This window comes from Burkholderia sp. LS-044 (assembly GCF_004803625.1).
In the GTDB taxonomy this organism is placed as follows: Bacteria; Pseudomonadota; Gammaproteobacteria; order Burkholderiales; family Burkholderiaceae; genus Burkholderia; species Burkholderia cepacia.
On record NZ_SSWO01000015.1, the window covers coordinates 164,634 to 189,555 of the forward strand.

Genomic DNA, 24,922 nt, shown 5'->3' on the forward strand with positions numbered 1-24,922 from the left:
GGCGCGTCGCACAACATGGCACGTCAGGCCGCGTGTATCGGGAGAAGAAGATAAATGGATGAATTTTTTGTGCGAGTGATGGTGGCGGACGATCATCCTTCGTCCGCACTCGGAATGTCGCAGGCGCTCGCGGGCAGCAGCACGATCAAGCTGCTCGGCACTGTCTCGAATTCGACCGATCTCGTGGCGATGCTCGACGAGCAGCAAAGCGACGTGCTCGTCGTCGACTACGTCATGCCCGGCGGCAAGTATGGCGACGGTCTTTCACTGCTGTCCTTCCTCCAGCGTCGCTACCCGGCACTTCGCCTCGTGACGATCACGATGATCGACAACCCGAGCGTGCTGCTCGCGATCCAGAAGCAGGGTGTCGGGTGCATTCTGAGCAAGTCCGATGCGATTTCGCATCTGGTCGGCGCGGTGCATGCGGCTTTCGTCGGTGCCAATTATCTGTCTCCGTTCGTCAAGAAGCTGCTGGAGGATTGCCAGCCGTCGGCGGGTGTTCGCACGCTGACCGCCCGCGAGATCGAAGTCGTGCGGCTTTACGGGGCCGGCCTGACGGTCGGCGAGATCGCCGTCCAGCTTCATCGCAGCAAGCAGACGATCAGTTCGCAGAAATCGAGCGCGATGAAGAAGCTCGGTATCGTTCGCGATGCCGATCTGATTCGCTATGCGAGCGAGGGCCATCTGCCCGACTTGCCCGAGGCCGGTGCATGAACGGCGCCCGGCGGACAGTACCGAGTGACCCGGACAACGCATGACGCGGTGCCGGTGCCGAGACGACTTCGACGACACCTATGCCCACCAAACTGAAAACGCTGATCGCGCATGCCGCGGCCGCGGGCCGCAAGCCGTTCGAGCCGGGGCGCGTGCGACGCCAGCAGCAATGGTTGCTGTACGGAAGCGGTGTGGCGATCACGGTGTTCGTGCTGGTCTGCGCGGCACTGGTCGCGCAGCTCGACCTGCAGGAGTCGGTTGCGCGTGACCGTTCCGAGTTCCTGCTACGCAAGGCCGACCTGCTCGCGGAGATGGAGGTGGTCAGGGCGCTCCAGAATCGCTATGTCGAAAACCTCGAGTTGATGGCCCGGCAATTGCCGACCGCGCCGTCCGGTGCACTCAAGCGGTTTGCCGACGATCGCGGCAGGCTGGCCGTTCTCGGACACACGGGACGCGTGGCGGTGGCCGCGTTCGCGGCCGATCCGTCGCCCCGGCCAGGGGGGCCTACGCGCCGTTTCTCGCGGCGTTTCTCGAGCCGGTCGAGAAGACGGGTGTCATGCCGCCGAGGCAGCCCGGCGACCCGGGCATGGGCGGATATCTGATCGATCCGGACGGCGACTTCGTCATCGTGGCCGGGTATCCGCTGGTGAAGGCGACGCTCGCGCTGCCGGCCGGTTTCGACGTGAAGGCGTTGATCCGGCAGTTGCAGCCGCCGGCCGAGTATGTATCGGCGGCTGCCGCGCCCGGCAATCGGCAGATTTTTCTGGACCGGCGGCAGGATCCGCTGCTCGGGCGGTCCGTGCTGCGGTTCGCGCAGGCGGTGCGGGACAGCCAGGGCAAGCCGGTCGCATGGTTTGTCGTCGTCGCGCGGCCGGAGATCGACGACATCCTGCGCGCCTCGTCCTCCGGCCATGACTATGCACTGGTCGATTCGAACACGAATGTCCTGACCGGCCGGCAGGCTGCCCCCGCGCTGACCGCCCGCGCGCTCGATTATGCGCGCGCGGCCGGTGGCGAGCGGGCCGCCGCACACCGTGTCGGCACGAGTATCGTCATCGGCGACCGCATGCCGGGGTTCCGCGAGGTGCTGACCGCGACGTATTCGTGGCGCGGCCTGTTCGACGACGTGGCCGTCCGCCTTGGTGTCGCAACCGGTCTCGCGTTGCTCGCGATCGGAACGGTGTGGTTCGCGATCGTCATGTTCGACCGGCGCGCGCTGCGCCCTGCCAACCGCCGCGCGATCCGGCTGATCGAAAGCGAGGCGCTGAACCGCACGCTGATTCGCACGGCGCCGGCCGGCATCATGCTGCTGGCGCTGGCCAACGGCGACACGATGGCGCGCAACGAGGCCGCACAGGCTTATGGCGGCACCGGCATGGCGCCGTCGCTCGGCAAGCGCATCTGGCAGGCATACCGCGACAGTATCGCGGGCGGTCGGAAGCCGCGCGTCGTCACGCACGAGTTGTCGGTCGACCGCGCCGATGGCGGGGCGGCCTACCTTGCCGCGCACATCGTCCGTACCCGCTATCGCGGCGTCGATGTACTGCTCTGTACGCTGACCGACATCACCGCGCGCAAGCAGGCCGAGGACAAGCTGCGCGAGGCACGCGAAGCCGCGGACGACGCGAACAAGGCGAAGTCGACCTTCCTGGCGACGATGAGCCACGAGATTCGCACGCCGCTGAACGCGATCGTCGGCAATCTCGAATTGATGGCGCGTGCGGCATTGCCATCGACCGAACAGCGTCGGCTGCAGACGGTCATGTCGTCGTCCGACGCACTGCTGCGCGTGATCAACGACGTGCTCGACCTGTCGAAGGCCGAATCCAACCAGATGGTGCTGGAAGCCGTGCCATTCGACCTGCGTGCCGTGCTGCTCGACGTCGCGGCGATCTTTCGTCCGCTCGCCGAAGCGAAACGGCTCGTACTCGAATGCCGTGTTGCGCCGGGGCTGGCCGACGGTTACGTCGGCGATCCGACCCGCCTGCGCCAGATCGTGTCGAACCTTGTCAGTAATGCGATCAAGTTCACCGAGCATGGCAGCGTGACGATCGACGCGCTACCGGCCGTCGCTTCCGGCAGGCAGCACGGCGTCGAAATCTCGGTGCGCGACACGGGCATCGGCATTCCTGCGGAAGCGCTACCGGCGTTGTTCGATGTGTACGTGCAGAGCGATCCGTCGATTTACCGGCGCTTCGGCGGCACGGGGCTGGGGCTGCCGCTTTGCGGACGTCTCGCGCGCCTGATGAGCGGTGCGCTGACGGTCGACAGCCAACCGGGTGCGGGGACGACCTTCACCGCATCGCTGCCGCTGGCGAGGGCGCCGTCCGGATGGCGCGTTGCGTTCGACGACGAACCCGCCACGGCGCCAGCGTGGCCGACGCGCCCGGACGGCGGCGTGCCGCTGCGTGTGCTCGTCGCGGAAGATCACCCGGCGAGCCGCGTGCTGTTGCGGGATCAGCTCGATGCGCTGAGCTACGATGCGACGATCGTCACGAACGGCGTCGAGGCGATGCGTGCGTACTTTTCGCAGTCGTTCGATGTCGTGCTGACCGATCTCGGCATGCCCGAACTCGACGGCTTCGCGCTGGCGAACTTCCTGCGCGAGCAGGGGGCGACGGTACCCGTGATCGCGATGACCGCGCACGCGACCGAAGAGGATCGTCGGCGGTGCGCGCAGGTTGGCGTCGCGGAGGTCGTGCTCAAGCCGCTGTCGATCGATGCACTCGATGCGGTGTTGCGGCGCCACGGGGGGCGCGGCGCGACGGCGTTGCACGCGGTCGATCGCGACGACCGGCAGGTGCCGCTGATGACGGAAGAGATGCGCGAACAATTGCGTGCCGCGACGCTGCGCTCGCTGGCGACGATCGACGCCGCATTGCTGCGCGGCGACGACGATTGCCTCAAGGGCGAGCTGCATTCGATGCGAGGCGGCTTCGCGCTGGCCGGCGACGCAGACGCGAGCGATGCGTGCGCGAGAGGCGAGCGTGCGCTGGCCGCGGGCGGTGTCGATGCGCTCAAGCCGGAATGGCCGGCGATGCGCGTGGAGGTGGAGGCTGCGCTGTCGAGATTGCCCGGCGATTGAACGGAACGACGCCGTGCTTGCCGGCGCGACGGCGGGAGAGGCTTGCGACGTGGACGGCCGACGACCGCGGACGCTGCGCAGTCGTGCGCACTGGATCGTCGAGAGGTACGCGCTCGCCGGTCGATCGTATTCATGGACTGACGCGCGAACGCCATGATGGGCGCGGCGATGGTCCGACAGGCCGCCGTGCCGCAAGCGAGGCGACACGCGGGCACCGCACGCCGCCGCGCAGAACGGCACGGCGCTCGACAACCGGTTATCCGGCATGACTGCGCCGCCGGCGGATGCCGGAGGCGGCTGCATCATTGCGTGGAATTGGCCCATCGCGCGCCGGATCGACTTCGGATACCCATCAGCCGTTGCGGAAGATCTCCGCGTAAGCACTCAACGCCGGCACCCCGCCAAGGTGCGCATACAGCACCTTCGACCCCGGCTCGAATTCCCCGCGCCGCACCTTGTCGATCATCCCATGCATCGATTTCCCTTCATAGACGGGATCGGTCAGCATGCCTTCCAGCCGCGCACACAGACGAATCGCCTCCAGCGTGCCATCGTTCGGGAGTCCGTATTCCGGCCCGGCATAGCGCGTGTCGAGCACCACGTCCTTCGCTTCGATATCGCGCCCCAGCCCGACCAGCTCGGCCGTGTGCCGTGCGATCCGCGTGATCTGCTCGTGCGTGCGCTCGGGCGTCGCCGACGCGTCGATGCCGATCACGCGATCCGCGCGTCCGTCGGCCGCGAAGCCGACGACCATCCCCGCCTGCGTGCTGCCCGTGACCGAGCAGACCACGATGTAATCGAACTTGAAGCCGAGCTGCGCTTCCTGTTCCCGCACTTCTTCCGCGAAGCCCACGAACCCGAGCCCGCCGAGAGGATGCTCGGAACACCCGGCCGGTATCGGATACGGCTTGCCGCCCGCTTGCCGCACGCTTTCCATTGCTTCTTCCCAGCTGCGGCGAATGCCGATGTCGAAACCGTCGGCGACGAGCCGCACGTCGGCACCCATCATCCGCGACAGCTGGATGTTGCCGACGCGGTCATATACCGGATCCTCGTAGTTGACCCAATGCTCCTGCACGAGCACGCACTTCATCCCGAGATGCGCGGCGACGGCCGCGACCTGGCGCGTCTGGTTCGACTGCACGCCGCCGATCGACACGAGCGTGTCGGCACCTTGCGCGAGCGCGTCGGGCACGAGGTATTCGAGCTTGCGCGTCTTGTTGCCGCCGAATGCGAGGCCGCTGTTGCAGTCCTCGCGCTTCGCATACAGCTCGACCTTGCCGCCGAGATGCGCACTCAGGCGCTTGAGCGGCTGGATCGGGGTCGGGCCGAACGTAAGCGGATAACGGGGGAAACGTTGCAGGTTCATCGACAAGCTCCGAGGGAAGGTGGGCAGGAAACCGGATCGGTCGGGTGCTGCTCGCACGCCGTGTCCCGATGGAAAAATGATAGGCAGGACGGCGCGAAATGAGCTTGCGAAATAAATGGTGAGGACCTACGTTATCGATGAGATATGGATAGTCGAGATAATTTTGATTCGCAAAATGGATGGGAGACGCAATGAAATTAGATCGCGGTAGCGCATCCCCGGCTGACGCCGCGCCGGCGCTCGATCGCATCGACCGGGCGATCCTGCGGCAGTTGCAGCAGGATGCGTCGATTTCGAACGTGAGCCTTGCCGCGAAGGTGAAGCTGAGCGCGCCGGCGTGTCTGCGGCGCGTCGAGCGGTTGAAGGAGATGGGATTGATTCGCGGCATCGTCGCGTTGCTCGACCCGAAGCCGCTGGGTGCCGGGATGCTGGTCGTGATCGGCTTCGTGCTGGATCGCTCGACGCCGGAGGCGTTCGCCGAATTCGAGAAGGCCGCGCAGAAAGTGTCGGGGTGTGTCGAGTGTCACGTGGTGACGGGCGAATTCGACTACTTCATGCTGGTCCGCACGCGCGACAACGAGAGCTTCAACCGGTTGCATGCCGAACAGTTGCTGTACCTGCCCGGCGTGCGGCAGGTGCGCTCGTTCATGGTGCTCAAGGAGATTCTGTCGACGCACGCGTTGCCGGTGTAGCGCGGAGCGCCGTCGATTCCCGTTGGTGACGGATATGCCGTTTGGTCGATTGAAAACTCCCGATTGGGAGTATCAAATGGGAATTTGAATCAACCCATTTGGGAGTCGCCATGGCAGCAACCACACGTTTGCCCGACCGATTTCAACTTGCTGCTGAACCCGCTGCATGCGGATTTTGCTTCAAGCGTGAAAGTGATCGGCAAAGAAGCGTTCGTGCTGGATCCCCGCCTGTTTGGTTGACCAAAGAATTGCTTTGGTCGACGAATCGTCGTCGGCTGCTGCCCGGTCGCGTCACTCGGTCAGCGCTGCCACGGCGCGACGCCTGGAGGCGAGGTCTTGCCGAGACGCTCGCGTGCGTCTCGCACGACCGCCGCATCGAGTTCCCCGTCATCGGCCAGCGCCTTCAGCGCGGCGAGCACGATGCTCGCGCGATCGACCTCGAAGAACGCGCGCAGCGCATCGCGCGTGTCGCTGCGCCCGAACCCGTCGGTGCCGAGCGTCACGTAGCGGCGCGGCACGTAGGCGCGGATCAGCTCGGGCACCGCGCGCACGTAGTCGGTCGCGGCGACCACCGGGCCGTGCGTGCCTTCGAGCATCCGCGTGACATACGACGATGCCGGGCCGTCGCCGAGCCGTGACAGCCGTTCGGCTTCCATCCCGTCGCGCTGCAATTCGCTGAAGCTCGTGACGCTCCAGACAGCCGCATCGATCCCCCAGTCGTCCTTCAGGATCCGCTGCGCGGCGAGCACTTCGCCGAGAATCGCGCCCGCGCCGAACAATTGCACGCGCGCGGTCGCGTTCGACTCGGCCGGCAGCCGGTGCATGCCCTTCAGGATGCCTTCGCGACGCGCGGCCGGATCGTCGCCGGGCATCGACGGCTGCGCGTAGTTCTCGTTCATGACGGTCACGTAATAGAACACGTCGCGCTGCTGCTCGACCATCTCGCGCATGCCGGCATCGACGATCGTGGCGACTTCGTACGCGAACGCCGGGTCGTACGCGCGGCAGTTCGGAATCGTCGACGCCGCGAGATGGCTGCTGCCGTCCTGGTGCTGCAGGCCCTCGCCGCCGAGCGTCGTGCGGCCCGACGTCGCGCCGACGAGGAAGCCGCGCGAGCGCTGGTCGGCAGCCGCCCAGATCAGGTCGCCGATACGCTGGAAACCGAACATCGAGTAGTAGATGTAGAACGGCAGCATCGGCAGGTCGTGCACGCTGTACGACGTCGCCGCGGCGATCCACGACGACACCGCGCCGGCTTCCGAAATCCCTTCCTCGAGAATCTGGCCGCGCGTGTCCTCGCGGTAGTAGAGCATCGAGCCGAGATCCTCGGGTTCGTAGCGCTGGCCGAGCGGCGAGTAGATGCCGACCTGCCGGAACAGGCTCGCCATGCCGAACGTGCGTGCTTCGTCGGCCACGATCGGCACGATGCGCGGGCCGATCTCGCGATCCTTGATCAACGCGGCAAGCATGCGCACGAGTGCCATCGTCGTCGACATCTCGCGGCCGGCCGCATCCAGCGCGAACGCACCCCAGGCCGGCATCGAAGGGACGGTCAGCCCCTTCGATGCCGCCATCCGCCTTCTGGGCAGATAGCCTCCCAGGGCAGCCCGGCGGGCATGCAGGTAACGCATTTCCGGGCTGTCTTCCGCTGGCTTGTAAAACTTCAGCTGCTCGACGTCGCCGTCCGACAGCGGCAACCGGAAGCGGTCGCGGAATGCCTTCAGATCGTCGACGTCGAGCTTCTTCTGCTGGTGGGTCGTCATCCGGCCCTGGCCGGCCGCACCCATCCCGTAACCCTTCATCGTCTTCGCGAGGATCACGGTCGGCTGGCCGCGATGGGCGAGTGCGCGCGTATATGCGGCGTGCAGCTTGCGTGCATCGTGGCCGCCGCGGCGCAGGCGGTCGATTTCGGCGTCGGTGAGCTGCGCGGCGAGCGCTTCGAGCGCCGGGTCGCGGCTGAAGAAGCGCGCACGGTTGTACGCGCCGTCGTTCGCGGAGAAGGTCTGGAACTGGCCGTCGACGGTATCGGCGAACGCGCGCGCGAGTGCGCCCGCGTGATCGCGTGCGAACAGCGGATCCCAGTCGGAACCCCACAGCACCTTGATCGTGTTCCAGCCGGCGCCGGCGAACAGCGCCTCGAGCTCGTCGATCACGCGGCCGTTGCCGCGCACCGGTCCGTCGAGCCGCTGCAGGTTGCAGTTGATCACGAACACGAGGTTGTCGAGCCCCTCGCGGGCGGCGAGCGACAGCGCGCCGAGCGATTCGGGCTCGTCCATCTCGCCGTCGCCGAAGAAGCCCCACACGGTGCGGCCGGCGGTGTTCGCGAGCCCGCGATGCTGCAGGTAGCGCATGAAGCGCGCCTGGTAGATCGCGTTGATCGGGCCGATGCCCATCGAGCCGGTCGGGAACTGCCAGAAGTCGGGCATCAGCCACGGATGCGGATACGAACACAGCCCGGGCCCGGCGATTTCACGGCGATAGTGCGTGAGATGGTCTTCGCCGAGAAAGCCTTCGAGATACGCACGTGCGTAGACGCCCGGCGACGAATGCGGCTGGAAGTACACGAGATCGCCGCCGGGGCCGCTTTCATGGCCCGCGCCGGCCGGTGCCGCGCGGAAGAAGTGGTTGAAGCCGACTTCGAACAGGTCGGATGCCGACGCGTAGCTCGCGATGTGGCCGCCGAGCTCGCCGTACGCCCGGTTCGCGCGCACGACCATCGCGAGCGCGTTCCAGCGCAGTGCCGCGGACAGCCGTTCCTCGAGATCGGCGTCGCCCGGATAGGGCGGCTGCTCGTGCGCGGCGATCGTGTTCACGTACGGCGTGACCGGGCCGCGCGGCGCCGCGAGCCCGCGGGTGTGCGCATGCGCGGCGAGCTGGCCGAGCAGGTACTGGGCGCGCTCCTTGCCCACGTGCGCGACGACGGCGTCGAGCGCCTCCAGCCATTCGGCGGTTTCTTCAGGGTCGGTGTCGTTGTGAGCGCCGCCCGCGCGCCGCGTGGCATCGATACCGTTCGACAGGTCCGTCATCGCAGGTCTCCCGCGCGCCGGTTCGAAGCGGCGCGCATCAGTGGCAATCGGTCGGATCATGCTACCCGCCGATCTGCAAAATATGCGTCTGATTTCATTGGGATTTCGCGCGCCGATAGTGTAAATATTCCGGTTGTGGCCACTCTTCCGGAATATTTCGACCATGAGTTCAAACCCGCGGCGGCTCGACCGCATCGACATCGGCATCCTGAACCAGCTGCAGCAGAACGCGCGGATCACGAACGCGGAACTCGCGCGTGCGGTGAACCTGTCGGCCACGCCGTGCTTCAACCGCGTGCGCGCGCTGGAGAAGCTCGGGCTGTTCCGGCAGCAGGTCACGCTGCTCGACCCCGAGCCGCTCGGGCTGCGGATCAACGTGTTCATCCAGGTCAGCCTCGAGAAGCAGGTCGAGGACGCGCTGCAGCGCTTCGAGGAAGCGATCTCGCAGCGGCCCGAGGTGATGGAGTGCTACCTGATGTCGGGCGACGCCGACTACCTGCTGCGCGTCGTGATGCCCGACATGCGCACGCTCGAGCGTTTCATCATCGAGCGACTGACGACGATCCCCGGTGTATCGAACATCCGGTCGAGCTTCGCGCTGAAGCAGGTGCGCTACAAGACCGCGCTGCCGTTGCCGGCGTCCGGACTGACGCTCGTCGATCCGGACGAGGCGGCATCCGACTGGAGCTGAGCGGGGAGCCGCAGGCGCCCCTGCCCGGTTTCCGGCTGCCGACTGCAATCGGAACCATGACAAAGCGCCGACGATTGCCCGACGCCGTCGAAAGGGGCGGCGTGCGGCGCGACGGATCGCTGCCGCAGCGGCGTGCAGGGCGCTTGCATCGTCACGACGCCGCGCGGCACGATCGCGTATGCTCGTCCCGTCAGCGGCAACGGCGGCCGCCGTTGCCGGATCAATCGTGTGACGACCGATCAACGAGCGAGGGCATGATGGCTAGACAGACGATGGCGGAATACCTGGCGAAGACGCTGGCGGCAGCGGGCGTCGAGCGTATCTGGGGCGTGACGGGCGACAGCCTGAACGGCCTGTCGTTCAGCTTGAGCCAGATCGGCTCGATCCGCTGGATGCATACGCGGCACGAGGAAAGCGCCGCGTTCGCGGCCGGCGCGGATGCCGCGTCGACCGGCCGGCTCGCGGTGTGCGCGGGCAGTTGCGGCCCCGGCAACCTGCACCTGATCAACGGCCTCTACGACTGCCACCGCAATCATCAGCCGGTGCTCGCGATTGCCGCGCACATCCCGTCGACCGAGATCGGCCTCGGCTACTTCCAGGAAACGCATCCGCAGGAGCTGTTCCGCGAGTGCAGCCACTTCGCGGAACTCGTGACGAACGCATCGCAGTTCCCGCGCGTGCTCGCGCGCGCGATGCGCACCGCGATCGACGAGCGCGGCGTCGCGGTGATCGTGCTGCCGGGCGACATCGCGCTGGGCGACGGCCCGGACGAAGCGCCGGCCTGGAGCGAATCGGCGCCGCCGTCGATCCTGCCGGCCGACGCCGATCTCGATCGGCTCGCGGCGCTGCTCAACGCGTCCGACGCGGTCACGCTGCTGTGCGGCAGCGGCACGCAGGGCGCGCACGACGAGGTGGTCGCGCTGGCCGACACGCTCGGCGCGCCGGTCGTGCATGCGCTGCGCGGCAAGCAGTTCGTCGAATGGGACAACCCGTTCGACGTCGGGATGACGGGGCTGATCGGCTTCAGCTCGGGCTATCACGCGATGGAATCGTGCGACACGCTGCTGATGCTCGGCACGGATTTTCCGTACCGGCCGTTCTATCCGTCGAACGCGAAGGTCGTGCAGATCGACTGGAAAGGCTCGCAGCTCGGCCATCGTGCACCGCTCGCGCTGGGTCTCGTCGGCACCGTGAAGGAAACGATCGCGGCGCTGCTGCCGCGCCTGACGCGCAAGACGCAGCGGCGTTTCCTCGAGAATGCGCTGAAGCACTACGCGGCCGCGCGCAAGGGGCTCGACGATCTCGCGGTGGCCGAGCCGCCGGGCCGCGCGATTCATCCGCAATACCTGACGAAGATCGTCGACGAAGTCGCGGCGGAGGACGCGATCTTCACGGCCGACGTCGGCACGCCGACGCTGTGGGCCGCGCGCTACCTGACGATGAACGGCAAGCGGCAACTGCACGGTTCGTTCAATCACGGCTCGATGGCGAATGCGATGCCGCAGGCGCTCGGCGCGCAGGGCGCGCATCCGGGGCGGCAGGTGGTGTCGCTGTCCGGCGACGGCGGGCTGTCGATGCTGCTCGGCGACCTGCTCACCGCACGCCAGCTCAAGCTGCCGGTCAAGATCGTCGTGTACAACAACAGCCTGCTCGGCTTCGTGTCGATGGAGCTGAAGGCGGCCGGCTATCTGGATACGAACGTCGACCTGAGCCCGACCGATTTCGCGGCGATCGCGAAGGGTGCGGGCATCTTCAGCGTGCGGGTCGAGCACTCGGAGAACGTCGAGGAAGCGCTGCGCACGGCGTTCGCGCATGACGGGCCGGCCGTCGTCGACGTCGTCACGTCGAAGTACGAGCTCGCGATGCCGCCGAAGATCGAACTCGCGCATGCGAAGGGCTTCAGCCTGTTCATGCTGCGCGCGATCCTCAGCGGGCGCGGCGACGAGATCGTCGAGCTGGCGAGAACCAACCTGCGGTGAGACGCGCCGCGCACGGGGCGGGCGTCGGCGGTTGATCCGGTACGAATTGATCAGGGGAATCAGGGTCAATCTTCACGTCGCCTTAAGTTTGCGTTTCCTAGAATCGATTTGATCGTCGCGCTTCCCGCGACGGACCGATTCGTCCAGGAGGATGCGCATGCCGAAGCCCCGTGTCGCCGTAGCCCTGTTCCATGAAGTCTTTGGCGCGTCGTTGCCGGCGGCGCAATCGCTCAAGGGCTGCCCATGATCTGGCCGAACGCGTGGCGTGTCTCGGCACTGTTCGTGCGCGAGTGGGTCGGCCGTCCGGCCGCGGTGGGCGCGTTGTGCCCGAGTTCGCGGCAGCTGGCGCGCGAGATGGCCGACGCGGTGCCGGACGGCGACGGGCTGGTCGTCGAGCTCGGCGGCGGCACCGGCGCGATCACCGCGGCCTTGCTCGAACGCGGCGTCGCGCCGCGGCGGCTCGTCGTGGTCGAGCGTTCGCCGGCGTTCGTCCAGCATCTGCGGCGACGTTTTCCGGGCATCTCGATCGTGTCGGGCGACGCGCGGCAGCTCGAACGCCTGCTGCCGCCCGACGCGCGCGTCGACGCGATCGTGTCGTGCCTGCCGCTGCGCACGCTGCCGCGCCAGGACGTGACGGCGATCGTCGGCCAGTGCCATCGCGTGCTGTCGGCCGACGGCGTGATGATCCAGTTCACGTACGACCTGCGGCCGCCCGGGCGGCATCCGCTGGGCGATCCGGCATTTGTCGCCTGCGGCAGCCGGATCGTCTGGGCGAACATTCCGCCTGCGCGCATCGTGACCGTGCGCAACCTCGCCGCCGAACACGCGGAATGACGCCGCAGCACGCGCGGCGCCCGGCGGTGGCGCCTCGCTGCGTCCTTTCATCATTCATTCGCTACCTTCCAGTTTCCATTCACATTGACGTCACATCCGGTTCCTACCATCGCCTTTCATTTCGAAAGCATCAACGGCGGGGAGAACCGGCACCATGAATCGAATCAAAACGGCGGCGCTGCTGTGCGCGGGCGCCTTTGCGCTCGCCGGATGCGGCAGCGACGACGGCCCGACCAGCACGTCGCCCACCCAGCCGCCCGTTCAGACGGCCGCGCGCAACGTGATCTTCTTCCTCGGCGACGGCATGGGGATGACGACGCTGACGGCCGCACGCATCTACGGTGTCGGTGAAGACGGTGCGCTCACGATCGATACGCTGCCGGAAACCGCGTTCGTGAAGACCTATTCGAACGATGCGCAGGTGACGGACAGCGCGCCGTCGATGTCGGCGTACATGACCGGCGTGAAGACCAACAACGAAGTGATCTCGATGTCGCCCGACACGAAGGCGATCGAGCCGAGCGCGAGCCTGACCGGCAATTGCGGCGCGAACAACGGCAAATCGGCGACGACGCTGCTGGAGATCGCGAAGGCGAAGGGCATGGCCACCGGTGTCGTGACGACCACGCGCGTCACGCACGCCACGCCCGCTGCGACGTATGCGCACGTGTGCCATCGCGACGCCGAGAACGACATCGCGGCGCAGCTCGTGCCGGGCGGCGCGGGCTACAACGGCGCGCTGGGCGACGGCGTCGACGTCGTGCTCGGCGGCGGCACGCAATTCTTCGTGCCGAAGGACGGCGGCGGCAAGCGCACCGACGGCCGCAACCTCGTCAACGAGCTGAAGGCGAAGGGTTATGCGTTCGCGCAGAACCGCGACGACCTGCTGGCCGCCGATGCGACGAAGAGCGGCAAGCTGGTCGGCCTGTTCTCGTCGAGCCACATGAGCTACGACCTCGATCGCGGCGCGACGAAGGAGCCGAGCCTCACCGACATGGCGACGCGTGCGCTCGACGTGCTGCAGAAGAATCCGAACGGTTATTTCCTGATGGTCGAAGGCGGCCGGATCGACCACGCGCTGCACGACACCAATGCGAAGCGCGCACTGCAGGACACGGTCGCGTTCGACAACGCGATCAAGGCCACGCTCGACAAGGTGCGCAAGACCGATCCCGATCTGAAGAACACGCTGATCGTCGTCACGGCCGACCACGACCACACGCTGGTGCTGAACGGTTATGCGGCGCGCACCGGCAAGACCGAGGCGGGCAAGGCCGGCGTGCTGGGCGTGCTGCGCAACTACCAGACGGGCGCGGTCGCGAAGGACGCGGACGGCGCGCCGTACACGATCATCGGCTTCGGCAACGGCGAGAACCGCGTGCAGGGCAGCCGCGCGGGCACCGCGCTCACCGACGCGGTGACGGGCGCCGACGACTATCGCCAGGAGGCGGTCGTGCGAATGGACAAGGGCAACGAGACGCACGGCGGCACCGATGTGTTCCTCGGTGCGATCGGCCGCGGCGCGGATGCGTTCCACGGCGTGATCGAGAACAACAAGGTCTTCGAGCTGGTGCGCAACGCGGTGCAGCTGTGAGCGCCGACCATACGGGTACAGGGGAATACAGGATGTCGACCATCAAGTGCATCGCGGCGGCGCTGGCCGTCGCGGGTTTCGCATGCGGCGCGGCGCAGGCCGCCGGCCAGGCGAAGAACGTGATTTTCTTTCTCGGCGACGGCATGGGGCCGACGACCGTGACGGCGAGCCGGATCTACAAGGTCGGTGAGTCGGGACAACTGACGATGGAGAAGCTGGCGCGCACCGCGCGTGTCAAGACCTTCTCGAACGACGCGCAGACGACCGACAGCGCGCCGTCGATGGCCGCGTACATGACCGGCGTGAAGATGAACAACGAAGTGCTGTCGATGTCGTCCGACACGCGCGCGGTTGCACCGGGCAGCGACGCGAACGGCAACAAGACGGTCAACAACTGCGCGCCGGGCAACGGCCAGCCGGTCGCGACGCTGCTGGAGCTGGCGAAGGCGCGCGGCAAGGCGGTCGGCGCGATCACGACGACCGAGCTCACGCACGCGACGCCTGCCGCGACCTATTCGCACATCTGCCATCGCGACGCGCAATACGATATCGCCGCGCAGGCGGCGCCGGGCGGCGCGGGCTACAACGCGGCGCTCGGCGACGGCGTCGACGTGCTGATGGGCGGCGGCCGCAACCACTGGACGCCGTTCGATCCGGTGGCCAACAAGCGCGGCCGCGCGGACGGGCGCAACCTGCTCAACGAGATGAAGGCGAAGGGCTACACGGTCGTCGCGACGAAGGATCAGCTCGCGCAGGCCGGCAACGGCAAGCTGGTCGGCCTGTTCAGTTCGACGAGCCATCTCGAGTACGAACTGGACCGCGTCGCGGGCAAGGGCGAAGGGCCGTCGCAGCCGAGCCTTGCCGAGATGACGTCGAAGGCGATCGACGTGCTGTCGAAGAATTCGAACGGCTATTTCCTGATGGTCGAAGGCGGCCGGATCGATCACGCGCTGCACGGCACCAACGCGAAGCGCGCGCTCGAGGATACGGCGGCATTCGACGAAGCGATCCGCGTCGCGCTGTCGAAGGTCGACCTGTCGAACACGCTGATCGTCGTGACGGCCGACCACGACCACACGATGACGATCAACGGCTATTCGAAGCGCGGTAACCCGATTCTCGACATCAGCCGCAACTATCGCGACGGCCAGCCGAGCAAGGACGCCGACGGCAATACCTACACGACGCTGGTGTTCGGCAACGGCGCGAACCGGCCGAACGTGCGCGCGTCGGTCGATTCGGCCACCGCGACGAACGATGCGTATCTGCAGGAAGTCGGCGTGCGGATGGGCAGCGCCGGTTCGGAAACGCACGGCGGCGGCGACGTGATGCTGTTCGCCGACGGCGCCGATGCGAAGGCGTTCAAGGGCACGATCGACAACACGAAGGTGTTCGGTCTCGTGCGCTCGGCGTTCGGGTTCTGAGGCAGGAGATGGCACGATGAAACGCCGGATCCTCTGTGCGCTCGCCTGCGGGATGATTGCACTGCCGGCTTGTGCAGCGGCCGATCTCGACGCCGTGCTGCTGCACGAGAGCCGAACGGTGACGGCCGACGGCGTGACGCGCACGACGCTGTATCGCGAACGGATGGTGCGGCGCGACGGGCACGTGTGGGTCGAACGCGTGCTGCCGGCCGCGGCGGCCGCCCACGCGGGCCACAGGCATTTCAACTTCCAGGCGGCTGCACGGCATGTGACTTACGACGGCAAGACGGCCCGCATCGAGTACGTCGATGCGGCGAACCGGACGGTCGTCAGCGTGCCGCCGGCCGAGTACGAAACCACGGGCTTCGACGGCTCGTGGGACAACGCGTACTACGTCACGCCGCCGTCGCAGCTGAAGCGGCTCGCGGTCGCGAAGCGCGGTGACGCGCCCGGCACCCTCTGGTACGAGCAGGCGGTCGATACGCCCGGCGCGCGCGGCGTGAACCGGATCCTGTGGAGCGAGACGCTGCAGGCGCCGCTGTCGGTCGAATACCGGAGTGCCGACGGCCGCGTCGTGCGCAAGCTGACGTTGACACCGGCGCCGGCCGCGCGGCGCGAGCCGCCGCCGTGGACGACGCTCGCCCGCTACGCGCGCAAGGAATACGCCGACTATCTGGATTGACCGGCGGGCGGCGACACGCTACCGATCACCCAACGGCTTCTGTCGCCCGGTCGATCGTACGATGCGTACGCGGGGTTTGCGGTCAGGCCGGGTGCTGGCCGCTTTCTTCTCTTTCCGAAGTCGTGTCACCCGGCAGGGGCGGCCGACGATCCGCTAGAACCGCGCGCCGTCCGGCACGCGCGTTGACGGCCGCGACGCGACCCGCTTGATGAAGCGGTCGAGCGGTGTCGCATAGCCGCGCGCGATCGCCGCGCTCAGCACTGCCGACAACGCCAGATACGCGATCAGCAACAGCAGCCGGGTGTCGCCATGCGTGGCCGACGGCGGCCAGAATGTGCGCAGCCCGCCGAGCACGATCAGGTGAAACAGGTACAGCTCGTAGCTCAGCGTGCCGGCCCGGCGCAACGGCGCGAGCAGGCGGCCCTGCGCGCGCGTGCCGTTGACGTGCGCGCCGATCAGCAGCACGGCCGTGCCGAGCGCCATCGCGGTGACGCCGGCGACGTGGCTTTCCGCGATCGGCCAGGCCAGATACAGCGCGGCCATCGCCGCTGCGACGAGCCCCTGCACGAGCGGCGCGGCGAGTCGCTGCCAGCTTTTGCGCTCGGCCAGCAACGCGGTGCAGCAGCCGATCGCGATCCCGTCGAACGACGCGAAGTACGCATAGAGGAACCCGCCTTCGTCGCCGGCGTGCGTGAAGCGGTACACGGGCCCGATCGCGGCGACGGCCACCCAGAACGCGACCAGCCGCGCATCGCGGCGCAGCGCGATGCACAGCAGCGGAAACGACAGGTAGAACACCTCTTCGACCGACAGCGACCACAGCACGCCGAGCGCGTAGTTGACCCACCCGTATGCGCCGATCAGCACGTTCATCCAGAACGTCAGCGACGCGAGATTCACGAGCCAGAACGACACGGCGACGCCCTCCGGCGCGTGGTTCCGGAAGATCGGCACGCCGGCCGCCGCGAGGCCGTTGACGAGCGCGAGCAGCAGGAGCAGGCACGGGACGATGCGCGCGATGCGCGACACGTAGAACGCGCGCACGTCGACCGCGCCGAGGTTGCCCCAGCGGTGCCGCGCATTCGACGTGATCAGGTAGCCCGAGATCGCGAAGAACATCGTCACGCCGTAGTTGCCGTTGCGCACCACCGCATGCACCGTTTCCCAGCCGAATACGCGCGCGAGCGACGTCTCACGCAGCGAGTAGGGGATGTTGAAGTGATGCAGCAGGACGAGCACGATCGACACGCCGCGCAGCAGGTCGATCCGCGCGTTGCGCGGGCCGGCGCTCATTGCGGCCTGCCCGGTTCGGCGAGGGCGGGCAGCGTCGCCAGGAACGTGTCGCGTGCGCGCAGGCCGGCGTTCGGCGTCTGCCGCTCGTCGTCCTGTATCAGGTACGCGAACGCGAGCGTGCGCGGCCCTTTGGCCGCCCAGCCGACGAACCAGCCGTACGCATGCGACGCATCGTACTTGCGCCCCGGCGACCCGGTGCCCGTCTTGCCGTGCACGATCCAGCCGCCGGGCTGCGTGTCGATCAGCGTGATGCGCTCGGTCATGTCGTACGCGTGCGCGCTGACGGGCAGCGTCCGGTTCGCGATCTTGCGCATGAAGCCGACCTGTTCGAGCGGCGAGATGCGCAGCGACGCGTTGACCCATGCGCCCATCACACTGTTCAGTTCACCCTGCCGGCTGGTCACGTCCGCGTTGCCGTAGCCGAATGCGGTCGTGTACTGCTGGAAGCGCGCCTGCCCGAGCGCCTGGGTGACCTGCTGCGAGTACCAGAACACCGACAGCTTCATCCAGCGCGCCGGATCGGTCGGCTCGCGCCACGGCGCGCCGCCCCAGTCGGGATAGCCGGTGTGGAACTCGAGCGTCGGTGTGTGCGCGTCCTTCAGGACGCCCGCATCGAAGCCCATCAGGCTGATGGCGATCTTGAACGTCGACGCGGGCGTGACGCGGGTCGCGCAGTCGCCTTGCTGCACGAGCATCTGGCCGGTGGCGGCGTCGGCGACGACGGTGCAGACGGGGCGGGCATCGGAAGTCGCGCTGGCCAGAAGGCCGGCGGCGAGGGTGAACAGCGCGCGGCGACAGTGCTTCAAGTGACACTCCTTGGGATGGGGCGGCACACAGTGTATCGACGGATCGCCGGCTGTCGACCTGTCACGATTGACGGGCGGCAGGCGCTTCATGACACGGGATGACACGATCGAACCCGGATATCCGCGGATATCGAGCAGTCGCGGGGCAATGCGCCGTTGCTCAATATCCGGCAAGGGCGTAATAGATCCCGAGGCACGCAACGGCGATGAGCGGGAGCGCGATGACGATGAAGGCAATACGACCGATGCCGCGCAGGCGAGTCACGCCGACATACAGGCAGAAGGATCCGAAAAAGAGCGTCACCGGCCAGTAGATGGCGCCGTAAAGGACCGGGATGACCCAGATCGGCAGGTCGATGCCGATGTCACTCATTCAGGATGTTCCGTTGTGTGTGGATGTGCGTTCAATCATGTTCAACTGGCGCCATGATACGGCTTGTCGGCTCCCGACGATTGCCCCGCATGGGCTGCGATCGCCGCAATCACTGGCCGCGTGCGCTGGCGTTGGCACCGTCGCTCCCGCTTCGCGCCCGCCTGCTTTCGTCCTGCGGACGGGCATGGCGCAATCGAGCTGGATGCGGTAACGCCCGCTTCATCACGTCACCCCGTTGCTGGCGGTTGCGGCCCAGTCGGCCGGCGAGCGACCCATGAAAAACTGGTTTCGCCACGTCGCTATGCCAAGATTGACCGCGCGGACGCTCACCACGTTGACGAGATCCTGCTGCCGCAGCCAGGTCGATGCGGAAAGCGCTGCGTGTGCAACCGCGGTCGCTCCGGCCTTGTTCAGCAGCGTCGGCGTGCTCGAGAGCACGGTGATGGTGGCGACCGCTTTCGACGTCTGGCCAGCCGGGCCGACCGCACGTATGTTGCCGATCCAGACGTCGCTCTGGATCACGCCCGGAACTGTGGATGTCGCACGCTGGATCTGACGGACGTCGTCCATGCGATCGTCATCGATCAGCCGCGTTACCGCAAAACGACTGCCGACGAACAGAAGCACGGCAACGCCGGCCAGGATTGCCCAGTGCCTCCGGCCAACCGGAGCGGTATCCTCGACGGGCACCGCGACACGCACGACCCTGCTGGCGGTGAGCAGATCTTGTATGGATTGGCGGCTCGGCCTGTTGAAAACGAGCAGATACAGCAATGCCATGCCCCAGAAGAACATGATTGCGCTGTTTGCGGTGGCGAGCCATTGCATGCCCGGATCGTGAAGCGCGGGCAGGTCGATAAAGCCGATGCCGCCGAGTATCAGCGGAACGGCGATCAGCGCGTACCGTGCCCAGGCGCGACAGTACCCTGGACCGGATGCGCCAGGCGCGGCGCTATCGGCAACACGGATCTTCATTAGCCGCTTGCCGAACGACTGGTGCCGATTTCCGCCTTCGAGCAGGCCAAAGTAAATGGAACCGATCAGGAAGCCGATCAGCCTTCCCCAATCGCCGATCGTCGAAAGGGCATCGAAGAACAGGATCGCGATTGCCAGCCCGATCAGTCCGAGAATGAATGAATCGATCGAAAAGGCGGCGGTTCGTCGCCAGAAGCCTGCGGCGCCGTGCGATTGTTGGTTTTCATTGCGCTCCATTGTCGTCGCCCCCGATGCGTTGTGGTCGTCGAGCCGTTCGGGCTCGTTGCGGCTCGCGGCCGCGGGATGGTTGATGCCGATGCTGCCCCGACGGTGACAGGCAGATCATATCGACCGGCTTGACGCGGAATTGCAAACTATTGTGAGCAATGCGCCACCGCGAACGCCCTTCATCCCGCGCGGGGCTTATCGGTGATCGACCCGAACGTGGCGAAACGTGCGCTGCCGGACGGATACCGCGACCCCTGCGAACGTATCGGCGCGTGCGCAGGACCGAGACGGGCACCAGCGGACATGAAAGGCCGGAAGCGATTTTCGTGGATTTTCGTGAGGCCGTCGAACGCGCGGGTCCGGTCCGACGCGATGGCCGCTGTCGCACGCGCGCCGCAAATCGGCGAGGAACAATGAAAAAACCCGCCGGCAGGCTGGCGCGTGCGGGCGGGTGAAGACACCTCGGGCCGACCGGCGCGGGTGTCGCGTGAAGAACGGAGAACCGGGTTGCGTCAGAACTTGTGGCGCAGCGCGAGACGCACGGCCACCTGGTTCGACGTCGACGACGGCGCGTCGGTGCCGGGGATGAACGCGTTGTCGAGGATCGAGTTCGTCTTGTCGCCGGCGATGTGCTGGTACGCGGCCTGCACGTACACGTCGGTGCGCTTCGACAGGTTGTAGTCGGCCATCAGCCCGACCGAGTGGATCTTCGGTTTCGCGTCGCCGGTCGACGCGTCGTACTTCTCGAGCGACAGCACGTACTGCGCGCCGACCATGAACGCCGACGTGATCTGGTACGAACCGTTGACCTCGAAGTTCTGGTACTTGATCGCGCTGACCGTCGCGCCCGGTGCGATGATCGCGCCCGGCGTGCCGAGGTAGCCGTTGCCGGTCGGGTTCTTGTAGTTCGAGTTCGTGTACGCGAAGCCGAGCGTCGCGGGCCCGAACGTGTAGTTGATGCCGGCGCCGAACACGCGCATGCGCTCCGCGATGTAGCTCGCGTCGTTCGCGGTGATCGCGCCGGCCGAGCCGTTGCCCGGGCGGTTCGCCTGCAGGTAGGCGGCGCCGATCAGCAGGCCGTTGTTCTGGTATTGCGCGCCGAAGCTGTACGCGCGGTTGTCCGAGAAGTTCGTGCTGTTGCTGAAGCTGTATGCGCCGCCGAACTGGAAGCCGCCGAAGTTCGGGCTCGCGTACTTCACCGTGTTGTCGAGGCGGAACGAGTTGTCGGTGTTGTCGTTGTCGAACGGGTGCGCGAGCAGGTAGCCGCCCCAGTTGCCGTTGGCCGTGGTCGGCGCGAGATAGTCGACGACGGAGTCGTACTGGCGGCCGAACGTCAGCGTGCCGTACTGCGTCTGGCTCAGGCCGACGTACGCCTGGCGGCCGAACATGCGGCCGCCCTGGTTGAGCCGGCCGGAGTTCACGTCGAAGCCGTTTTCGAGCTGGAAGATCGCCTTCATGCCGCCGCCCAGGTCCTCGCTGCCCTTCAGGCCCCAGCGGCTGCCCTGCGCGTAGCCGCTTGCCATCTCGTAGACGTGGCCGGTTCCGACGTTGTTCGTGTAGTTCAGGCCTTCGTCGATCACGCCGTACAGCGTGACGCTGCTCTGCGCGAACACGGGGGCGGCGAAGGTTGCCGTTACGGCGAGCGCCGTCAGGGTCTTTTTCATTGAGAGATCTCCGGGATATCCAGCTTCTTGTATCGGTTGTCGTGGGCGCGACCGGCGAGGCGCGCCCCGTCATCCGGGGCGTTTCCGGCGCAGCGCGCGCGGCGCCGGAAACGCGCGATGCGCGGCGGCGCGGCGACCGGCTGTGCCGGGTCGTGTCTCCTCCGATGACACCGCGCATTCTTCCCAAGCCGAAGAGGAACCGGAAGCGAGTAATTTCGATGGATGGGATCGGGTTCGCCGATGGGGTCGCGGCCGGCCGTTTCGACAGTCGAAACCGTGTGCGCGGCGGCGCGCGCCAACGCCGGTCGCGCCCTCGCCGGACGGGGCGCGACGCAGCTTGGCCGGGGCCGTGCGCAGGTGCGGGAGGATCGGCCGGGAGGCCCGCCGGGCGGGCCTGGCGGGGCGCCCGGAGATCGATTGGCGCTGCCGATAGCCATGATCGGAATTACTCGTTTCCCTAAACATATTGGCGGCTGAAACATGCAGGCTGACCGGACGTGGCCGGATGCACGATTCGCCGGTCGCCGCGTATGCCGCGACGCACAAACAACAGATTCGATTTGGAGACGACCCACCATGCAGATTCGACGACTGAAAACGGTCCTTCTCGCCGCCGCGGCGATCCTGTCCGCGCACGCGGCCCACGCGGCGGGCGGCGCGTGCGCCGACGGCAAGACGGTCCATTTCGCGGGCATCACGTGGGAGAGCGGGTCGTTCGCGACCGAAGTGCTGCGGCAGATCATGGAGAAGGGCTACGGCTGCAAGACGGACGTCGTGCCGGGCAGCACGGCCGCCACCGAAACGGCGCTCGCGCGCAACGACCTGCAGATCTGGGCCGAGCAGTGGACGGGCCGCAGCGAGATCACCGCGAAGGCTGTCTCGTCGGGCGCCGTGAAGCTGATCGGCGACACGCTGCCGGGCGGCACGACCGAAGGCTGGTTCGTGCCCGACTACGTGGTGAAGGGCGATCCGGCGCGCCACATCAAGCCGGTCGCGCCCGGGCTCGTGTCGGTCGACGATCTGCCGAAGTTCAGGCAGGTGTTCGCCGACGAGGAGGAACCGGACAAGGGCCGCTTCCTGAACTGCCCGACGGGCTGGGACTGCGAGCGTGTGAACACGCGTCTGCTGAAGGTGCTGAAGCTCGACCAGTCGTACACGAACTTCCATCCGGGCACCGGCGCGGCGCTCGACGCGGCGATCGCGTCCGCGTACCAGCGCGGCGCGCCGATCGTGTTCTATTACTGGGGCCCGGCCGCGCTGATGGCGAAGTACAGATTCACCGCGCTGAAGATGCCGGCCTATAACGACGCATGCTGGAAGACGCTGCGCGACGAGAGCAGCACGCACCAGTGCGCGTCGTCGTACATGGTGTCGCGGCTGACGGTCGGCGTGTCGAAGCCGTTCGCCGATGCGAATCCCGATCTCGTCGGCGTATTCGGCAAGGTGCGTTTCCCGATGGACTTCCTGAACCAGACAATCCTCGAGATGACCACGAAGAAGATCGACGGCGCGGCGATGGCCACGCAGTTCCTGAAGACCCGCCAGGACATGTGGAAGCAATGGGTGCCGGCCGACGTCGCGCAGAAGATCGCCGGCAGCCTGAAGGGCGCGTAACCTGCGCGCGGCGGCGGGCCCGCGCCCGCCGCCGCCGTCACGCGCCTTCGCGGCGCGACGGAGAATCAACATGAACGGCTTCTTTCTGCACCTGTCGATCGCCGACTGGGTGAACAGCGCGCTCGAGACTTTCGTCGCGCAATACGGCGACAGCTTCCATCACTTCAGCGTGCTCGTGCTGCGCTACCTGCTCGTGCCGCTCGAAGGCGCGTTGCGCGTGGCGCCGCCGTGGCTCGTGCTGCTGGTCGTCGGCGCGATCGCGTGGAATGCGACGCGCCGCATCGGCCTCGGCGCGCTCTTCATGCTGCTGCTCTACGCGATCGGCTGCTTCGGCCTGTGGGACAAGCTGATGCAGACACTCGCGCTGATGCTCGTCGCGACGGTGCTGTCGGTCGCGATCGGCGTGCCGGCCGGCATCCTCGCATCGCGCAGCGCGTGGCTGCGGCGGATGCTGCTGCCCGTGCTCGACGTGATGCAGACGCTGCCGAGCTTCGTGTACCTGATCCCGGTGCTGATGCTGTTCGGGCTCGGCAAGGTGCCTGCGATTCTCGCGACGATCATCTATGCGCTGCCGCCGCTGATCCGCCTGACCGATCTCGGCATCCGCCAGGTCGATCCGGACGTGACGGAGGCCGCGCGTGCGTTCGGCACGACGCGCTGGCAGCTGCTCGTCAACGTGCAGCTGCCGCTCGCGCGGCCGAGCATCATGGCTGGCATCAACCAGACGACGATGATGGCGCTGTCGATGGTCGTGATCGCGTCGATGATCGGCTCGCGCGGGCTCGGCGAGGACGTGCTCGCGGGCATCCAGACGCTCGACGTCGGCAAGGGCACGCAGGCCGGCCTTGCGATCGTGATCCTCGCGATCGTGATCGACCGGATCAGCCAGGGCTTCGGCCAGGAGCGGCGCGCACGCCGCCGGCTCGCGCAGCAGCGCCGGCAGAAGGGCGCGTCGCGCGTGCCGTACCGGCTGCCGCGCAAGGCGCAGCCGGCGGGCGTCGATTCGAATCAGGCGACGCAATCGTCGCGCGCATAGGAACGGAGGCAGACATGGCGACCATCGACGTCAAACACGTGTACAAGCTGTTCGGGCCGCAGGCCGCGCATGCGCGCGTGCTCGACCTGCTGCGTTCGGGCAGGCGCAAGGCCGACGTGCTGGCCGAAACGGGCTGCAACGTCGGGCTCAACGACGTGAGCCTCGGCATCGAGTCGGGCGAGATCTTCGTGATCATGGGGCTGTCGGGTTCCGGGAAATCGACGCTCGTGCGGCACTTCAACCGGCTGATCGAGCCGACGGCCGGCGAGATCGTGATCGACGGCAGCGACGTGATCAAGCTCGACGCGCACGGGCTGCGCGAGCTGCGCCGCTACAAGGTCAGCATGGTGTTCCAGAACTTCGGGCTGCTGCCGCACCAGACCGTGCTCGACAACGCCGCGTATGCGCTGCGCACGCGCGGCGAGAAGCGGCACGACGCGGCTGACGCCGCGCGCAACTGGCTGACGAAGGTCGGGCTCGACGGTTACGGCGATCATTACCCGGACGAGCTGTCGGGCGGGATGCGGCAGCGTGTCGGGCTGGCGCGCGCGCTGGCGGCCGATACCGACGTGCTGCTGATGGACGAGGCGTTCTCCGCGCTCGATCCGCTGATCCGCACCGAGATGCAGGATCAGCTGCTCGAACTGCAGGCGACGCTTGCGAAGACGATCGTGTTCATCACGCACGATCTCGACGAGGCGCTGCGCATCGGCGACCGGATCGCGATCCTGCGTGACGGCACGCTCGTGCAGGTCGGCACGCCGGACGACATCCTGTCGCGTCCGGCGGACGATTACGTGAAGCGGTTCGTCGAGAAGCGCACGAGCGTGAACTGACGCGTCG

Annotated in this window: 18 protein-coding genes and 2 pseudogenes; 13 read left to right on the forward strand and 7 right to left on the reverse strand. The window is 67.1% G+C overall.

Annotated features, from left to right (window positions below; translation table 11 throughout):
* Nucleotides 1–54: 54 nt before the first annotated feature.
* Together E9536_RS31200 and E9536_RS31205 are read left to right on the forward strand one after the other, a co-directional pair.
* The gene (locus tag E9536_RS31200) at nt 55–714 is read left to right on the forward strand and encodes a response regulator (RefSeq protein WP_059696104.1); all 660 of its coding nucleotides are present in this window, start codon (nt 55–57) and stop codon (nt 712–714) included.
* An 80-nt stretch (nt 715–794) separates the two neighbouring features.
* Nucleotides 795–3,799: pseudogene (locus tag E9536_RS31205) on the forward strand (ATP-binding protein).
* Between the two features lie 352 nt (nt 3,800–4,151).
* Here the strand turns inward: E9536_RS31205 and E9536_RS31210 are convergent.
* Nucleotides 4,152–5,168, reverse strand: coding sequence for a 1-aminocyclopropane-1-carboxylate deaminase (locus E9536_RS31210; RefSeq protein ID WP_136471966.1), 1,017 nt, complete (start codon nt 5,166–5,168; stop codon nt 4,152–4,154).
* Nucleotides 5,169–5,359: 191 nt separating this feature from the next.
* On the opposite strand from E9536_RS31210, the gene E9536_RS31215 reads away from it, so the two are divergent.
* Nucleotides 5,360–5,860 carry an Lrp/AsnC ligand binding domain-containing protein gene (locus E9536_RS31215; protein WP_059696097.1) on the forward strand — a complete coding sequence of 167 codons (501 nt, stop codon included), beginning with the start codon at nt 5,360–5,362 and terminating at the stop codon, nt 5,858–5,860.
* A 126-nt stretch (nt 5,861–5,986) separates the two neighbouring features.
* Nucleotides 5,987–6,100: pseudogene (locus E9536_RS31220) on the forward strand (RES domain-containing protein); the annotation flags it as partial.
* A 59-nt stretch (nt 6,101–6,159) separates the two neighbouring features.
* Here E9536_RS31220 and mdeB read toward each other — a convergent pair.
* Nucleotides 6,160–8,886: an alpha-ketoglutarate dehydrogenase gene (gene mdeB / locus E9536_RS31225; protein WP_136471968.1), complete on the reverse strand. Its 2,727-nt coding sequence runs from the start codon at nt 8,884–8,886 to the stop codon at nt 6,160–6,162.
* Nucleotides 8,887–9,049: 163 nt separating this feature from the next.
* Between mdeB and E9536_RS31230 the strand changes: the two genes are divergently transcribed.
* The 6 genes from E9536_RS31230 to E9536_RS31255 all read left to right on the forward strand — a co-directional run bounded on the left by E9536_RS31230 (nt 9,050) and on the right by E9536_RS31255 (nt 16,090).
* Nucleotides 9,050–9,577 carry an Lrp/AsnC family transcriptional regulator gene (locus tag E9536_RS31230; RefSeq protein ID WP_027789923.1) on the forward strand — a complete coding sequence of 176 codons (528 nt, stop codon included), beginning with the start codon at nt 9,050–9,052 and terminating at the stop codon, nt 9,575–9,577.
* Between the two features lie 257 nt (nt 9,578–9,834).
* Complete coding sequence (gene poxB, locus E9536_RS31235; protein ID WP_060373292.1) at nt 9,835–11,556, forward strand: ubiquinone-dependent pyruvate dehydrogenase; 1,722 nt, start codon at nt 9,835–9,837, stop codon at nt 11,554–11,556.
* Nucleotides 11,557–11,799: 243 nt separating this feature from the next.
* Nucleotides 11,800–12,390, forward strand: coding sequence for a methyltransferase domain-containing protein (locus E9536_RS31240; protein ID WP_059696093.1), 591 nt, complete (start codon nt 11,800–11,802; stop codon nt 12,388–12,390).
* Between the two features lie 154 nt (nt 12,391–12,544).
* On the forward strand, nt 12,545–13,984 hold the full coding sequence (locus tag E9536_RS31245; RefSeq protein WP_059498231.1) for an alkaline phosphatase: 1,440 nt from the start codon (nt 12,545–12,547) through the stop codon (nt 13,982–13,984).
* Between the two features lie 32 nt (nt 13,985–14,016).
* Nucleotides 14,017–15,408 carry an alkaline phosphatase gene (locus E9536_RS31250; protein ID WP_136471970.1) on the forward strand — a complete coding sequence of 464 codons (1,392 nt, stop codon included), beginning with the start codon at nt 14,017–14,019 and terminating at the stop codon, nt 15,406–15,408.
* A gap of 16 nt (nt 15,409–15,424) precedes the next feature.
* Nucleotides 15,425–16,090 carry a hypothetical protein gene (locus E9536_RS31255; RefSeq protein ID WP_136471971.1) on the forward strand — a complete coding sequence of 222 codons (666 nt, stop codon included), beginning with the start codon at nt 15,425–15,427 and terminating at the stop codon, nt 16,088–16,090.
* Between the two features lie 153 nt (nt 16,091–16,243).
* On the opposite strand, the gene E9536_RS31260 is transcribed toward E9536_RS31255, so the two are convergent.
* The 5 genes from E9536_RS31260 to E9536_RS31280 form a co-directional block, all read right to left on the reverse strand.
* The gene (locus tag E9536_RS31260) at nt 16,244–17,383 is read right to left on the reverse strand and encodes an acyltransferase (protein ID WP_060373288.1); all 1,140 of its coding nucleotides are present in this window, start codon (nt 17,381–17,383) and stop codon (nt 16,244–16,246) included.
* On the reverse strand, nt 17,380–18,189 hold the full coding sequence (gene blaOXA, locus E9536_RS31265) for an OXA-1043 family class D beta-lactamase (protein ID WP_136471972.1): 810 nt from the start codon (nt 18,187–18,189) through the stop codon (nt 17,380–17,382). The genes E9536_RS31260 and blaOXA overlap by 4 nt, the downstream gene beginning before the upstream one ends.
* Nucleotides 18,190–18,349: 160 nt before the next feature.
* Entirely contained in the window at nt 18,350–18,562 is a 213-nt protein-coding gene (locus tag E9536_RS31270) for a hypothetical protein (protein ID WP_136471974.1), read from the reverse strand.
* A gap of 222 nt (nt 18,563–18,784) precedes the next feature.
* Nucleotides 18,785–19,774 carry an RDD family protein gene (locus E9536_RS31275; protein ID WP_136471976.1) on the reverse strand — a complete coding sequence of 330 codons (990 nt, stop codon included), beginning with the start codon at nt 19,772–19,774 and terminating at the stop codon, nt 18,785–18,787.
* Nucleotides 19,775–20,277: 503 nt separating this feature from the next.
* Entirely contained in the window at nt 20,278–21,429 is a 1,152-nt protein-coding gene (locus E9536_RS31280) for a porin (protein WP_136471978.1), read from the reverse strand.
* 576 nt (nt 21,430–22,005) lie between these two features.
* Here E9536_RS31280 and E9536_RS31285 point away from each other — a divergent pair.
* From E9536_RS31285 to E9536_RS31295, 3 genes are all read left to right on the forward strand, one after another.
* Nucleotides 22,006–23,043, forward strand: coding sequence for an ABC transporter substrate-binding protein (locus E9536_RS31285; RefSeq protein WP_136471980.1), 1,038 nt, complete (start codon nt 22,006–22,008; stop codon nt 23,041–23,043).
* A gap of 70 nt (nt 23,044–23,113) precedes the next feature.
* Complete coding sequence (locus tag E9536_RS31290; RefSeq protein ID WP_021160532.1) at nt 23,114–24,079, forward strand: proline/glycine betaine ABC transporter permease; 966 nt, start codon at nt 23,114–23,116, stop codon at nt 24,077–24,079.
* Between the two features lie 14 nt (nt 24,080–24,093).
* A complete protein-coding gene (locus tag E9536_RS31295) occupies nt 24,094–24,915 on the forward strand; it encodes a betaine/proline/choline family ABC transporter ATP-binding protein (protein ID WP_124533822.1) in 822 nt (273 codons plus the stop codon).
* Nucleotides 24,916–24,922 lie beyond the last annotated feature (7 nt).